Source organism: Paractinoplanes brasiliensis, assembly GCF_004362215.1.
Taxonomy (GTDB): domain Bacteria; phylum Actinomycetota; class Actinomycetes; order Mycobacteriales; family Micromonosporaceae; genus Actinoplanes; species Actinoplanes brasiliensis.
Window position 1 is genome coordinate 960,898 of record NZ_SNWR01000002.1, and the last position, 13,638, is coordinate 974,535.

A 13,638-nucleotide genomic window follows, 5' to 3' on the forward strand; every position below is an offset into this window, starting at 1 on the left:
GACCTTACCGTGGGACTCACCCCGGAACCTGTCCCGCATAGTCCCCGGACGGCCGGAACCGCGACGGCCGGTCGGCGTACTCCTCCAGCGCGTGCGCGATCCAGCCGGCCGTCCGCGCCACCGCGAAAATCGTCTCTCCAGCGTCCGGCGGCATCCCGTACTCCAGCGTCAGCGCCGCCAGAGCCAGATCAACATTCGGCCGTACGCCGGAGCGTGCGCGCATGACCTCGGAAAGGCGCTCGGCGGCGTCGCGTGCCCGCGTGTCGCCCAGCATGTCGAGCAGGGCGCGCGCCCGGGGGTCGCCGTCCGGGTAGAGCCGATGCCCGAACCCCGGCACCGGCTCCCCGGCCCGCAGCCGTTCCGCGATCGCGTCGATCGGGTTCGGCTTCTCCAGCACGCCCGCGAGCAGGGGGAAGGCCAGGCTGCTGGCGGCGCCGTGGAGCGGCCCGTCGAGCGCCGCCAAACCCGCACCGACCACCGCGTACGGGTGAGCCCGGGTCGACGCCGCCACCCGGGCAGCCAACGTCGACGCGGCGATGTCATGGTCGGCCAGCAGAATCAGCGCCGCGTCCAGCAGATTGTGCTCCCGCGGCGTCGCCTCCCAGCCGGTGAGCCGCCCCCACAGGGCCTCAGCAATCCGCCCGCCCACGGGCTGCGGCCGCCCCAGGTCCCCAACCACGTGAGGCAGTCTGGCCTGCGTGTCTTCTGCACCGGAGTGCGCGTCGCGCGTATCGCCCGTGCCGGTGTCAGTGTTGCTCGTGTCGCCCGTGCTGGTGTGGGTGTTGCTTGTGTCGCCCGTGCTGGTGTGGGTGTTGCTTGTGTCGCCCGTGCTGGTGTGGGTGTTGCTTGTGTCGCCCGTGCTGGTGTGGGTGTTGCTTGTGTCGCCCGTGCTGGTGTGGGTGTTGCTTGTGTCGCCCGTGCTGGTGTGGGTGTTGCTTGTGCCGTTCGTGCTGGCGTGCATGCTGCTCATGCCGTTCGTGCTGGCGTGGGTGTTGCTGGTGTCGCCCGTGCCGGCGTGCGTGTTGCTCGTGCCGTTCGTGCTGGTGTGGGTGTTGCTTGTGTCGCCCGTGCTGGTGTGGGTGTTGCTGGTGTCGCCCGTGCTGGTGTGCGTGCTGCTCGTGCCATTCGTGCCGGCGTGCCCGCCGCCCGCGCTGGCTACGTCCGCCGAACCGTCCTCTGAGTCCGGTACGCCCGCCTGCCCAAGCCCGGTCTCGGCCGTCGTCGCCTGCGGGCCGCCCGAATCGGACACGGCCTCTTGGCCACTTGACTCCGCCAGGCCCGTCCTCATCTCGTCACGGAAGAGCAATTCACTGCCTCCGCTCGTCAATCCCTCGATCGCGCTGCCCTTGGACCGGGGCTTTCCACGTGCCCCCACCGCCTCTCCCGCGACCGGCGGAAGGGCGGCGACCATCGTGCCCAGCAGGGCGCGGGAGGTGGCGATCACCGCGGCGGGCGTGGTGTCGAAGCGCAGCGGGTCACCGGCGGCCGCCGCGGCGACGATCAGGCGCAGCCGGTCGGTGTGCCGGGCCGTGCCCGGCAGGGGCGCGATCACGTCCTCGGCCAGGCGGAGAAGGCGCGGGTCGGGGGCGAGGGTTTCGTAGCGACGGGTGCCTGTCCACAGCAACGCCACGATCTCCTCGAAACTGGCTACGCTGGCCAGCGCTATCGCGTCGTGGCCCCGGTAGTGCAGGGTCCCGTCGCTGATCAGCGTGATGCCGGTCCGTATGCCGGGCGTGGTCGGGCGCTTGCGCGCGGCCAGGAAAGCGTCGACCTCGCGCCGGTCGAAGAGGCTGTTCTTGCCGTCACCGTTGCGCCGGCTGCCCAGCAGTCCGCGGCTCACGTAGGCGTAGACGGTCGCCGGTTTGACCCCGAGCAACTGGGCGACTTCGGCGGTGGTGAGCGGGGGCGGCGGCGGGTGAACGGGCATGTGCAGATGCTCTCATATTGACTGGATCAATGTTGACGTCAACATATACGGCTCGCATCGTGTTGACATGTTGACTGTCAATCCAGGGCTGGCCGGCGTAGTAGCTTTCGACACCGAGATAGCCGAGCCCGACCGCGACGGCGGCGCCCTGCGCTACCGAGGTGTCGACATCCGCTTCCTCGCCGGCGCCGTCTCGTTCGGCGACGTCTACGGTCTCCTCGCCGACGGTTCCTTCGACGCGCCCCTGACCCCAACGGGCCTGCCGGGGGAGTTCCCGACCGCTGCCGGTCCCGCTCCCGTACCGGGCCACGGCGTTGCACCGGGCCACGGCGTTGCACCGGGCCACGGCGTTGCACCGGGCCACGGCGTTGCACCGGGCCACGGCGTTGCACCGGGCCACGGCGTTGCACCGGGCCATGGCGTTGCACCGGGCCATGGCGTTGCACCGGGCCATGGCGTTGCACCGGGCCATGGCGTTGCACCGGGCCATGGCGTTGTGCCGGGCCATGGCGTTGTGCCGGGCCATGGCGTTGTGCCGGGCCATGGCGTTGTGCCGGGCCACGGTGTCGTGCCGGGCCACGGCGTCGCACCGGGCCACGGCGCCACGCACGGAGACGACGCCGCCCCTGGCTACGGCGCCGCACCCGGGGTGGAGCGCTCAGACGGCTCCATTGCCTCGTCCTTGCATCCCGACTCCGCATCAGGTCGGGGCAGGGGGGCGTCACTCCCCGGCTGGGGCCCACAGATCGCCGACCCTGGCCCCGGCGAGATCATCGGCAGGCACGGGGGCTGGGCCGGGCTGCGGAGCGGGGACGTTCGGGTTGATGTGCAGGCTGCTGCGGCAGCCCTTGCGCCCTTGCTCGGGTTGCGGCCGCTGATCGATATTGACGACGCGACGGCAAGGGTTGACGTGGCTCGGGCGTCCGCATCAATGTTGACGGTCGTCGCAGCGGCGGCTCGAGGTGATGCGCTGCCGCCGGTGCCGGAGCGTCTTGTGGCCGAGGGGCGCGATGTCACGTCGCAGTTCATGATCCGGTGGCGGGGTGAGCCCGACCCGCGGCACGTGGCGGCGATCGACCGCTACTGGGTCTGCGCGGCCGAGCACGGCATGAACGCGTCGACCTTCACCGCACGTGTCGTGGCCAGCACGGGCGCCGACGTGGGGGCTTGCCTGTCGGCCGCCGTCGCGGCGCTGTCGGGGCCGTTGCACGGCGGAGCGCCCGCTCGCGCGCTGGGCATGGTGGCCGACGTCGAGCGAACGGGGGACGCACGGGCGTACGTGAAAAAGGTCTTGGACAGCGGGCGGCGGCTGATGGGCTTCGGGCACGCCATCTACCGCGCCGAGGATCCCCGGGCTCGCATCCTGCGCGACACGGCGCGCGAGCTGGGTGCGCCGCGCTACGAAGTGGCGCGGGAACTGGAGAAGGCGGCCCTGGCCGAGCTGCGCGAACGTAAGCCGGATCGCGTGCTGGAGACCAACGTCGAGTTCTGGGCCGCGATCGTGCTCGACTTCGCCGAGGTGCCTGTGGACTTGCTGGCCGCGATGTTCACCTGCGCCCGTACGGCGGGGTGGAGTGCCCACATCCTCGAACAGAAACGCCTCGGCAAGATCATCCGCCCGTCGGCCGACTACGTGGGACCGTCCGCCCGGCGGCCCGACGAGCTGCCCGGCTGGGAAGCGGCACTGAAACGCCGAGTCGCCTGAATCCCGGGCGCGTCCCGCACGAAAGCGGATGTCGCCTTGCCTCTGAGTACGAGGCGCATCCCGTACGGGGAAATGGGGTGCGCCTTTCGGAGCGCAGGTTTTGCGGCACCCCGGGCCGGGCAGGTCGAAGAGGACATCCGATGACCGAAAGGGGACTTCTCATGGCCGGCAACGAGCACGACGTTCACCGCAGTGCGAAGACGGGGAAGTTCGTCAAGGAAAGCACTACCGAGCGCAACCCGCGGGAAACCACGACCGAGCACGTCGGCGGGGACAGCGGCGGCGACCGCGAGGTGCACCGCAGCACCACCACGGGCAAGTTCGTCACGGAGACGACCGCCGAACTGCACCCCTCCACCACCGAGACGCAGCAGGTCTGACAGGGGATCGGCGCCGGGAATTCGGTCGCGAGAACCGCTGAACGTGGCGACCATGGGCCGATGGCAGGCCCTCCGGAAGGTTTCACGTATCGGGTTCGGAAGAACGGCGATGTCGAGCTGCTGCATCACGGGCGGCCGGCGGGAGTGCTGCGCGGGGCGACCGCCGCGCGGTTTCTCGCCGAGGTCGACGAAATCGATCCGCAGGAGCTGATGGCTCGTCTGACCGGCAATTACCGGCATGGCAACGAGCGTGCGGCTCGCAATCATCCACGCAACCGCCGCCGCTGACTCGCAACCCCCGGTCGCAGAGAATCAGCCACCGCCTCGAAACGAACCGGCCGTGCCAGAGACGCAGCTGCCGCCCCAGAAACGCAGCTGCCGCCCCATGACGCAGCTGCCGCCGCGGGTAACGCAACGGCCGCGGGAAACGCAACGGCCGCCGCGGGAAACGCGACGGCCGTGGATAATGAGCTCCGGCCCTCAATAGCGGCAGCGCAGCACCACCAGGGTGTGGCTCATGACCTCGAGCCGTGACGCCGCCCGCGCGGTTTTCCGGCGTACGGCCAGCAGCGGGTCGGCCGTATTCACCACGATCTCCCACGTACGGCCGAACGATCGGTCCGGCAACGTGAACTCGACCCTCTCCTCGAGCGGATTGAACAGCAGCAGGAACGAGTCGTCGACGATCGCCTCGCCCAGCGCGTCCCGTTCCGGAATGCCGTGCCCGTTGAGGAAAACGGTCATGGTCATGCCGCTGCGGGTGTTCCAGTCTGCCTCGGTCATCGGCTGACCGTCGCGTCGCAGCCACGCGATGTCGGGCACCTTGTCGTCGCCCACGGGTTCGCCGGTGAAGAAACGCCGGCGCCGGAAGATCGGGTGTTTGGCGCGGAGTTCCGTCAACCGGCGGGTGAATCCGGTCAGCACGTCCTGGTTGCGGGCGTCGGTCCAGTCGACCCAGCTGATTTCGTTGTCCTGGCAGTAGACGTTGTTGTTGCCGCCCTGCGTCCGTCCCAGCTCGTCACCGTGCGAAATCATCGGCACGCCTTGCGACAACAGCAGCGTGGCCAGGAAGTTGCGCTTCTGCCGTTCCCGCAGTGCCACGATGTCCGGGTCGTCGGTCGGGCCTTCGACGCCGCAGTTCCACGAGCGGTTGTGGCTCTCGCCGTCGCGGTTGTCCTCGCCGTTGGCGCTGTTGTGCTTCTCGTTGTACGACACCAGGTCGTTGAGCGTGAAGCCGTCGTGCGCGGTGACGAAGTTGATTGAGGCGATCGGCCGCCGCCCGTCGATCTCGTACAGGTCGGAGCTGCCGGTGAAACGCGATGCGAACTCACCCAGGGACGCCGGCTCGCCCCGCCAGAAATCGCGGACCGAATCGCGGTAGCGCCCGTTCCACTCCGTCCACAGCGGCGGGAACCCGCCTACCTGGTAGCCGCCGTCGCCGACGTCCCACGGCTCGGCGATCAGCTTGACCTGCGAGACGATCGGGTCCTGGTTGACCAGGTCGAAGAACGCGGCCAGCCGGTCGACGGCGTGGAACTCGCGAGCCAGCGCTGCCGCGAGGTCGAACCGGAAGCCGTCGACGTGCATCTCGGTGACCCAGTAGCGCAGCGAGTCCATGATGAGCCGCAAGGACTCGTGGTGGCGTACGTTGAGGCTGTTCCCGGTGCCGGTGGTGTCGTAGTAGTACTGCTTGTCGTCATCCACCAGCCGGTAATAGGCCGGGTTGTCGATGCCGCGGAACGACAGCGTCGGCCCGAGATGATTGCCCTCGGCGGTGTGGTTGTAGACAACGTCGAGAATGACCTCGATGCCGGCCTGGTGCAGCGTCTTGACCATCGACTTGAACTCCTGCACCTGCCCGCCGTGCCCGCCGAACGACGCGTAACCGTTGTGCGGCGCGAAAAAGCCGATCGTGTTGTAACCCCAGTAGTTCGTCAGCCCCCGGTCCACCAGCGTGCTGTCGTGGACGAATTGATGTACCGGCATCAGCTCGACGGCCGTGATCCCGAGGCGCTTCAAATACTTGATCATCGCCGGGTGGGCGAGTCCCGAGTACGTCCCGCGTACGTCCTCGGGAATGTCCGGATGCCGCTCGGTCATGCCCTTGACGTGCGCCTCGTAAATGACCGTCTGGTGGAACGGGATGCGCAGCGGCCGGTCGTTGCCCCAGTCGAAGAACGGGTTGATGACCACCGACTTCTGCGCGTAGGCAGCGGAATCGTCGTCGTTGCGGGAACCGGGATCGCCGAACCGGTAGGGGAAAAGCGCCTCGTTCCAGTCGTTGCGTCCGTCGACGGCCTTCGCGTACGGGTCGAGCAGCAGTTTGCTGGGGTTGCAGCGCAGGCCCTGGGACGGGTCGTAAGGCCCGTGCACCCGGTAGCCGTACCGCTGGCCGGGCACGACCCGGGGCAGGTATCCGTGCCAGACGAGCGCCTCCCGTTCCGGCAGGTCGATTCGTGTCTCGTTGTCCTCTTCGTCGAACAGGCACAATTCGACACGCTCGGCGAGCTCCGAGAAAAGGGCGAAGTTCGTCCCCCCTCCGTCGTAGGTCGCACCCAGCGGGTAGGGGTTCCCGGGCCAGATCTTCATGGCGGCGTTGCTTCCCACTAACCACTCCCGTCAATCCGCGCGATCGACTGTAGTCGGCACTAGGTTGATGCGCAGGGGGTCGACATGACGACAGAGATGCCGGGCTGGGTGCCGGTGGAACATCGATGGTTCGGACTCGATCGGCGCCGGCTCAAACCGGCCGTCTTTGTCCTGGTCGTGGCGCTGCTGCTGATCCACGGCTGGTCCGCGCTCAATGCCGTCGTGCCGTGGGACAACCCGACCAAGGCCGGCGACGTGCTCGATCTCGGCGCGGGGGCGACCGCGGTGCCGCCGGTCGGCTGGCAGCTCGAGGACGGTTCCCTGGTCGGCGACGGCATCGAGGTCAGCCCGACCAGCGAGACGGTGAAACTGGCCAAGGCGGGCGCCGAGATCCGGATGACCGGAGCGGCGTTCGACGGCACGGCGGCCCAGTTCCTCGACCAGGTGATCACCTCACAGGACCCCGGCGCCGACATCTCCGGCGCACCCAGCACCTTCACCACGACCTCGGGCCTGGTCGGTGTCGTCCGCACCGCGAGTGGACAGGCCGGCGACATGTTGATTGCGGCATTCAAGATGTCAACCTCTCAACCCACGGCCGCGCCCGCCCTGCTCGTCCAGGCCGACACCGTGCCCGGGTCGTTCCAGCAGTACTCCGGTGAGTTCGAGGCGCTGCTGCGCAGCATCAGCCCGGGAGCGGGCGAATGACCATCACCGGCGCCACCGCCAGGACAGCCCAGCTCGCCGCGATCGACCAATCCGGCTGGGGCACCCGTTTCAAGCTGTTCCAGCCGCACAACGCCGCCTTCTGGGTGTGGCTCGCCGGCGTCGGCATCGGCGCCGTCGGCATGATCAAGTACTTCGGCGCGGGTTTCGACACGTACCGGCTCGCCGTGACCAGCGGCATCCTGTTCTTCGGCATCTACCTGGTCCCGTGGCTGTTCTTCCTGCGCCACCAGAACAGATACACCGCCCAGCCCGGCGGCCTGCTCGCCACCGGCTTCGTCTGGGGCGCCTTCGCGGCGACGTTCTGGATCGCCCTGCCCGCCAACGCGGCGATGCTCGAGATCTGGTCGAAGCTGCTCGGCCCGTCCGGCGCGGCCAAGTGGGGCGCGGGCCTCACCGCCCCGATCAACGAGGAGTGGGGCAAGGCCCTCGGCCTCATCCTGCTGATCGGCTTGGCCCCGGCGCTCGTCCGCAGCGCGTACGACGGGTTCATCATCGGCGCGTTCATCGGGCTCGGCTTCCAGGTGTCCGAGGACATCCTGTACGCCTACAACAACGCGACCAGCACGTTCGGCGAGAATCAACTGTCGTCGACACTGTTCGTCCTCGTCATCCGTGGATTCGCCGGGATCACGTCGCACGCCCTGTTCAGCGCCGTCTTCTGCGCCGGCGTCATGTGGATCCTGGGCCGCGCCGCCGGCGAACGTCACGTCGTACGCGGGGTGCTGGCCTGCCTGGCCGCGATGTTCCTGCACTTCGCCTGGGACGACGTGACCGGCCTGGCCTTCGGCAACCCGTTCCTCGAGGCATACATGCCGTACCTGATCATCATGCCCCTGGCCATAGCCACCCTCCTGTGGGTGCGGCGCCAGGCCTCAACCACTGAACGGCGCTGGACACGCGACCTGCTGGCCCCCGAGGTCGAGGCCGGCGTGGTGGATGGGCCGCTGCTGGACGCCGTGAGCGGTCTCCACAGCGACCGCCGGCACTTCCGCAAACTTGTCCACAACCGCCACCGAGCCGCCCTCCTGATCGAGAGCGCGGGCGACCTGGCCCAAGAACTCGCCGCGGCGCGGGGCGAGGAGACACCCCGAGTCGCCCACGCCCGCCAGGAACTCCTCCGCCTGCGCGGGACCGGCCGATGACAAGACCACTTCAGACGTACGCCGGTCAGGAGCTGCCGTTTCCGCGAGGGGCCGAGCGATGGGGACCGCTGCTGCGGCGAGGCGCTGAGCGATGGGGATTGCTTCTCACGTGCCTCGGTCGGGGATTGCTGCGATGGCGAGGTGCTGAGTGGTGGGGGTTGTTTCTCACGTGCCTCGGTTGGGGATTGCTGCTGCGGCGAGGTGCTGAGCGGTGGGGATTGCTTCTCACGTGCCTCGGTCCGGGGATTACTGCGACGGCGAGGTGCTGAGCGATGACGGAACCACTCCTCACGTACGCCGAGGTGGGCGCCACCCGCAAGGAGCCGATGCCGCCGGGTTACACGCACGTTGTGCGCGACGAGGTCATCGGGCGCGGCCGGGCGGCGTACGAGCGGGCTGTGGACGCGCTCCGCGGCTGGCACATGCACAGGGCGGCAGGTTTCCGGATCGTTCGCGGGGGAGAACGAGCCGCCGAGGGTGTGGACATCGTCCTGCGGTTCTACGGCATGACGGTGCCGTGCCGGGTCGTCTACGTCGTGGACGAGCCGAACCGTGCTGGGTTCGCTTACGGCACGCTGCCCGGCCACCCCGAGCGCGGCGAGGAGGCCTTCATCGTCGTGCTGACCCCTGACGACGAGGTCCGCTTCCAGATCCGGGCCTTCAGCCGCCCCGCAACCCTGCTGACCCGTCTCGGCGGCCCGATCGCCCGCCTGGGTCAACGCTACGCAACCGGCCGCTACGTGAAGGCCCTGCGCACCCTCACACGGCCGAAGCCGGCGCCGCCCTGAACCGTTTTCGCCGCCCCTGCAACGTCGATCGGCCAGCAGACGCCACGTCAACATCCAACGGCTGGTAGCCGCCCTCGTCAACGTTGACCGAGCGGTGGGCGCCTTCGTCAACGTTGACCGGCTGTTGCACAGCGGCGTCAACATTGATCGGTCGATCCACGTCTGCATCAATGTTGATTCGCTGGTGGACGTCCTCGCCAAACGTTGACCCGCTGGTGGCCGCCTTCGTCGACGTTGACCGAGTTGTCTACGCCTTCGTCAACATTGACCGGCTGGTGGGGGTCCCCGTCGACGTTGACCGGCTGGTGGGGTCGTCGTCAGCGTTGACCGAGTGGTGGGGCCACCCTCGTGAACATTGATGGGCCGGGGCGGGTTCGCGGGGGACGGTGCCGGATTCAATGGGGGAGGACCCGCGCGAGGCAGTTCAACGAGTCGAGGCGGTCGGGTTCCGCCGGGATCATCACGACGCTGGTCGCGCCGGCTGCGTGCCGGGCCGCGATCTGAGCCCGTACGTCGTCGGCGGTTCCTGCCAACGCCAGCTCGCGCACCCATTCGTCCGGCATCGTGGCCGCGAACTCCTCCGGGCCCGCCGACGCCCGGCGGTGGCGGGCGAGATCCTCGGCGAACGGCATGGCGGCCAGGTGCGGAGCCCAGTCCGGTTCGCCGATCCAGGCCAGCCCCGGCCGTACGAGGTCACGAGCGGCCCGCCCGTCGTCCCCGACCACTGCCGCGTCGTACGTGATCACCTCAAGCTCACGCTCACCTTGGCCAGCATCCGACGGTCGCCCGGCCCCGGCCGGCCGCGTGCCGCCGCCCATCTGCCGCACAGCCGCTTCGACGTACGGCGGCGCCGCTGGTTCCGCCAGCAGCACCCCGTCGGCGACCCGCCCGGCCACCGTGATCGACCTGGGCCCGCGCACGCCCAGCACGACCGGCGGCGCCACCAGCGGTTTCTCGCCGATCACGACACCCTCGACCTTGACGTACCGTCCCGAGGCCGGCCCCGGCTCGCCGCGCAGCAGCGTGCGCACCGCGATCGTGTACTCCTCCAGCAACGTCAACGGGCTGGCCGGCCAGGCGCCCACCTGCCGCATCCAGTCCGGCATGCCGTGCCCGATCCCCGCGATCACCCGGCCCGGGAACAGCTGCGCCAATGTCGCCAGCTCCATCGCCGCGAACGCCGCATTACGGGCGCCGGCCGGCAGAATTCCGATCCCCACCGTGATCCTCGACGTCCGTGCCAGCACCGCGCCGGCCTGGGCGACCCCACCGCGGAACCCGAGGTCCTCCACAACCCACAGCTCGTCGAACCCGAGCTCCTCGGCCCGCTGTGCATAACCCAGTACCTCGTCCACAGGCAGATCCCGCGGCACCATGACCCCGACACGCGACACCACTGACCGCCCTCTCTGTCAGCCACAGGCCGGTGCGTACGCGGCTATCTGGCAGCCGGGGCGCAGCACCTTGATCATCATCCTACGGAGCGCGGTTGAACCCGGTCTTGTCCGCGTCGCTGATCTCGCGTAGGACGCGTGCCGGGTTACCCACCGCAATGACGCCCGCCGGCACGGAACGTGTCACTACGCTGCCCGACCCCACGATCGAGCCGTCCCCGATGCTGACGCCCTGGTTGATCGTCACATCTCCGCCTATCCACACGCGGTCGCCGATGGTCACCGGCTTGGCATGACACGCGCCGGCTGCCCGCTCGAACGGATCGATCGCGTGGTTGCTGGTGTAGATGCCGACTCGCGGCCCGAACAGCACGTCATCACCGATCGTGATGCCCCCGCCGTCCAGCATCACGCAGTCGAAGTTCGCGTAGAACCGGTCACCGACGCTGATGTTGAACCCGAACTCGCACCGGAACGTCGGCTCGAAATGACACCCCTCGCCGACCGCCCGCAGAAGGCGCCGCAGAATCGCCTCCCGGACCTCCTGCGGTTGCCCGAAACTCGCGTTGTACTCGCTGGTCAACAGCACGGTCCGCTGCCGCGCCGCCAGCAACTCGGCGGTCAGGTCGTCATACATCGCCCCCGTCAACATGTGCTGACGTTGCTCCTCCAGGTTCACCGAACCCCCAAATATCGAACCGCGATGTGAACACCCCATTGAAGATCAACGCCGGAGCCCCCGCAGCCGCTGCGCGTACAATTCCCGGCAATCCCGGCGACCGGTTGCCTCAGCCCTCGGCCCTTACCCCGGCCGCAGCCCCTGGTCGCGGCCCTCGTCGCGGCCGTCAGGGCAGTCCTTGCTGCAGCCCTCGGTCCGAGCACCCGCCGCAGTCAGGCTCAGTCCTCGTCCCAGCGCTTGGTTCCAGCAGACGCCTTGGTGATCAGTCCCAGCCCTCCCGCCGCAGTCGTCAGGCCCCGCCGCAGCCCCTTGGTCCCAGCCCTCGTGGCAGCCGTTGCGCGCAGCTCTTGCAGCAGCCCTCGGTTCCAGTGCCCGCCTTGGAGTCAGTCCCGGCCCTCTCGCCCAGTCGTCAGTTCCAGCCCTTCTGCCATCCAGATCAGGGTCAGCCATCTCCGCGGCCGTCTGGGCACGACCGCCCGGCTGGGATCTCTATCATCGACCGATGGTGGTCGATGACGCTGAATTGGCGGTGGCCGCGGCCGTGGCCGGGGCTACGGTTGTCCGAGAGCATTACGGCACAGAGCTTGCCCACTTCGAGAAGGCACCCGGAGACTTCGCCACCGAGGCGGATCTGGCGGCTGAGGAAGCGATCCTGGGAATGCTCCGGGCGGCGCGGCCGGGCGACGCGTTCGTGGGGGAGGAGAGCGGACGCAACGCCGGCGGTCCGGGCGAGCGGGAGTGGTTTGTTGATCCGCTCTGCGGGACGCTCAACTATGCGGTCAACACGATGTTGGTGTCGGTCAATGTTGCTCTACGCGATGGGCAACGAATCGTGGCAGCGGCCTCGGCCGACCCGTTCGCGGGTGAGGTTTTCTGGACCGATGGCGTGATGGCCCGCGTACGGGAAACGAACGGTCAACCGGAGAGCGGAGACAAGCGGCTCCAACCGGATGACACCAGCGGAATCGTTGACCTGAACCTCGATCCGCCGTTTCTCAACGCGCCGCGGTTCCGGGCGGCCCGGTTGCTGCTGGACGACCGTTTCGTCGCGCGTTTCAAGCCTCGCGTCGTCTCGAGCACACTGGCTGTGGCCTGGGTGGCGGCCGGACGGCGGGCCGCCTATGTCACCGATGGGGATTTGCGCGACAGTGTGCATTTCGCGGCCGGGATCGGTTTGTGCCAAGCGGCTGGTTGTGTCGTCACCGCGCTGGACGGCGGGCCGCTGCACTCCGGATCGCAGGGACTTGTCGCGGCTGCGGACTCCGATACGCATTCCGCGTTGCTCGAAATGGTGGCGGCCCAGTTGTCCGGCTGATCGGTGGTTATTGGGGTGGCCGTACCAATCGCATTGCCGGGTCAGCGGTTCGGACGAAGCCCTGGGACGCATAAAGCGGCTCAGCGGTGGCTGTGGCACGCAGATCGACCGTGTTCGCGCCCTCGGTGGTGAACCATTCGAGAAGCGCGGCGGTGCACGCCCGGGCATACCCGTGCCGGCGGTGGGCCGGGTCGGTGGCCACGTTGAACATGTAGCCGACCAGGCCGTGCGGGTTGCCCGGGCCGCCCAGACGTTCCTCGACAATGCCGACCGCGCCCGCGGCCAGCCGATTCCCGCTGCTCGCCACGGCCCGCACCCATCTGGCGGTCTCAGCCGAAGACGGGTTCATGATGGCGGGACGGTCGCTGACGGGTTCGAGCGGTTGGTCGACGACGAAACCGGCCATGGTGGGCGACGGCTCGGCCAGGCGGCGGAGCAGGATTCTCTGGGATGCCTCGCGCCAGTTGCCGTCATTGGAGCCGTCGGGCAGGCCGAACAGGATTCCCCGCAACCTGACCAGCTCGGCAGCGTCGTCGACGGTGGCCCGCCGTACGTTGATCATGTGTTGACACTATGACCTGACGTCTTGATGCGGACAGTCAATATTGACGGCGTTGACAAGGCTTGACGGGAGGCGCCCAGCGTCAATGAGCCGGGCGCCGCACGTCGTCGGGGCAGGCGCGAGCGGGCGGGACAGCGGGTTGGCGCGGGTTTCCAGCGGCGAGCCGGTTCAGCCTTGGGAGCAGGTCGAGCCGTGGGCGCAGGGCGGGACCTGCACGCTGGGGCGCAGACTGACGGGCCGGCGCGGGTGGGCGGCCGGGAGCGGGCCGGCGCGGGTTTCCAACGGCGAGCCGGTTCAGCCCTGGGAGCAGGCCGAGCCGTGGGCGCAGGGCGGGACCTGCACGCAGGGCGCAGACTGATGGGTCGGCGCGGGTGGGCGGCGGGGAGCGGGCTGGCGCGGGGTGACTGTTGTGGCCTGGGTCGGCGAGG

Annotated in this window: 11 protein-coding genes and 2 pseudogenes; 8 read left to right on the top strand and 5 right to left on the bottom strand. The window is 68.9% G+C overall.

The features are described 5' to 3' along the window. Window positions 1-16: 16 nt before the first annotated feature. On the bottom strand, window positions 17-1,927 hold the full coding sequence (locus C8E87_RS46005; protein WP_243755191.1) for a citrate/2-methylcitrate synthase: 1,911 nt from the start codon (window positions 1,925-1,927) through the stop codon (window positions 17-19). 67 nt (window positions 1,928-1,994) lie between these two features. On the opposite strand from C8E87_RS46005, the pseudogene C8E87_RS36415 reads away from it, so the two are divergent. From C8E87_RS36415 to C8E87_RS36430, 4 genes and pseudogenes are all read left to right on the top strand, one after another. Further along, window positions 1,995-2,237, top strand: a pseudogene (locus C8E87_RS36415) (citrate/2-methylcitrate synthase); the annotation flags it as partial. A 489-nt stretch (window positions 2,238-2,726) separates the two neighbouring features. After that, window positions 2,727-3,632 (top strand): annotated as a pseudogene (locus tag C8E87_RS36420) (citrate synthase 2); the annotation flags it as partial. 140 nt (window positions 3,633-3,772) lie between these two features. Beyond that, window positions 3,773-4,012, top strand: a complete 240-nt coding sequence (locus tag C8E87_RS36425; RefSeq protein ID WP_239080087.1) for a hypothetical protein — start codon at window positions 3,773-3,775, stop codon at window positions 4,010-4,012. A gap of 60 nt (window positions 4,013-4,072) precedes the next feature. Next, on the top strand, window positions 4,073-4,300 hold the full coding sequence (locus C8E87_RS36430) for a hypothetical protein (RefSeq protein ID WP_133877935.1): 228 nt from the start codon (window positions 4,073-4,075) through the stop codon (window positions 4,298-4,300). A gap of 192 nt (window positions 4,301-4,492) precedes the next feature. Here C8E87_RS36430 and glgX read toward each other — a convergent pair whose 3' ends face one another. Next, the gene (gene glgX / locus C8E87_RS36435; RefSeq protein ID WP_133877936.1) at window positions 4,493-6,601 is read right to left on the bottom strand and encodes a glycogen debranching protein GlgX; all 2,109 of its coding nucleotides are present in this window, start codon (window positions 6,599-6,601) and stop codon (window positions 4,493-4,495) included. Between the two features lie 84 nt (window positions 6,602-6,685). Between glgX and C8E87_RS36440 the strand changes: the two genes are divergently transcribed. The 3 genes from C8E87_RS36440 to C8E87_RS36450 all read left to right on the top strand — a co-directional run bounded on the left by C8E87_RS36440 (window position 6,686) and on the right by C8E87_RS36450 (window position 9,260). Further along, window positions 6,686-7,309, top strand: a complete 624-nt coding sequence (locus tag C8E87_RS36440; RefSeq protein ID WP_133877937.1) for a hypothetical protein — start codon at window positions 6,686-6,688, stop codon at window positions 7,307-7,309. Next, window positions 7,306-8,472: a PrsW family intramembrane metalloprotease gene (locus C8E87_RS36445; protein ID WP_133877938.1), complete on the top strand. Its 1,167-nt coding sequence runs from the start codon at window positions 7,306-7,308 to the stop codon at window positions 8,470-8,472. The genes C8E87_RS36440 and C8E87_RS36445 overlap by 4 nt, the downstream gene beginning before the upstream one ends. A gap of 272 nt (window positions 8,473-8,744) precedes the next feature. Further along, window positions 8,745-9,260 carry a DUF1990 domain-containing protein gene (locus C8E87_RS36450; RefSeq protein ID WP_133877939.1) on the top strand — a complete coding sequence of 172 codons (516 nt, stop codon included), beginning with the start codon at window positions 8,745-8,747 and terminating at the stop codon, window positions 9,258-9,260. Window positions 9,261-9,655: 395 nt separating this feature from the next. Here the strand turns inward: C8E87_RS36450 and C8E87_RS36455 are convergent, their stop codons facing one another. Continuing rightward, on the bottom strand, window positions 9,656-10,636 hold the full coding sequence (locus C8E87_RS36455; protein ID WP_133879180.1) for an LLM class flavin-dependent oxidoreductase: 981 nt from the start codon (window positions 10,634-10,636) through the stop codon (window positions 9,656-9,658). 100 nt (window positions 10,637-10,736) lie between these two features. Beyond that, window positions 10,737-11,306, bottom strand: coding sequence for a sugar O-acetyltransferase (locus tag C8E87_RS36460; RefSeq protein ID WP_239080088.1), 570 nt, complete (start codon window positions 11,304-11,306; stop codon window positions 10,737-10,739). Window positions 11,307-11,835: 529 nt separating this feature from the next. Here C8E87_RS36460 and C8E87_RS36465 point away from each other — a divergent pair. After that, window positions 11,836-12,648 carry an inositol monophosphatase family protein gene (locus C8E87_RS36465; protein WP_133877941.1) on the top strand — a complete coding sequence of 271 codons (813 nt, stop codon included), beginning with the start codon at window positions 11,836-11,838 and terminating at the stop codon, window positions 12,646-12,648. Between the two features lie 7 nt (window positions 12,649-12,655). On the opposite strand, the gene C8E87_RS36470 is transcribed toward C8E87_RS36465, so the two are convergent. Next, complete coding sequence (locus tag C8E87_RS36470; protein WP_133877942.1) at window positions 12,656-13,210, bottom strand: GNAT family N-acetyltransferase; 555 nt, start codon at window positions 13,208-13,210, stop codon at window positions 12,656-12,658. Window positions 13,211-13,638: the final 428 nt, after the last annotated feature.

What these genes read in the sequence shown, in the direction of transcription:
- C8E87_RS36450 (WP_133877939.1), top strand. Translation starts at nt 8,745, where the DNA reads ATGACGGAACCACTCCTCACGTACGCCGAGGTGGGCGCCACCCGCAAG.
- C8E87_RS36460 (WP_239080088.1), bottom strand. Translation starts at nt 11,306, where the DNA reads ATGTTGACGGGGGCGATGTATGACGACCTGACCGCCGAGTTGCTGGCG.
- C8E87_RS36455 (WP_133879180.1), bottom strand. Translation starts at nt 10,636, where the DNA reads ATGGTGCCGCGGGATCTGCCTGTGGACGAGGTACTGGGTTATGCACAG.
- glgX (WP_133877936.1), bottom strand. Translation starts at nt 6,601, where the DNA reads ATGAAGATCTGGCCCGGGAACCCCTACCCGCTGGGTGCGACCTACGAC.
- C8E87_RS36465 (WP_133877941.1), top strand. Translation starts at nt 11,836, where the DNA reads ATGGTGGTCGATGACGCTGAATTGGCGGTGGCCGCGGCCGTGGCCGGG.
- C8E87_RS36425 (WP_239080087.1), top strand. Translation starts at nt 3,773, where the DNA reads ATGACCGAAAGGGGACTTCTCATGGCCGGCAACGAGCACGACGTTCAC.
- C8E87_RS36445 (WP_133877938.1), top strand. Translation starts at nt 7,306, where the DNA reads ATGACCATCACCGGCGCCACCGCCAGGACAGCCCAGCTCGCCGCGATC.
- C8E87_RS36440 (WP_133877937.1), top strand. Translation starts at nt 6,686, where the DNA reads ATGACGACAGAGATGCCGGGCTGGGTGCCGGTGGAACATCGATGGTTC.
- C8E87_RS36430 (WP_133877935.1), top strand. Translation starts at nt 4,073, where the DNA reads ATGGCAGGCCCTCCGGAAGGTTTCACGTATCGGGTTCGGAAGAACGGC.
- C8E87_RS36470 (WP_133877942.1), bottom strand. Translation starts at nt 13,210, where the DNA reads ATGATCAACGTACGGCGGGCCACCGTCGACGACGCTGCCGAGCTGGTC.
- C8E87_RS46005 (WP_243755191.1), bottom strand. Translation starts at nt 1,927, where the DNA reads ATGCCCGTTCACCCGCCGCCGCCCCCGCTCACCACCGCCGAAGTCGCC.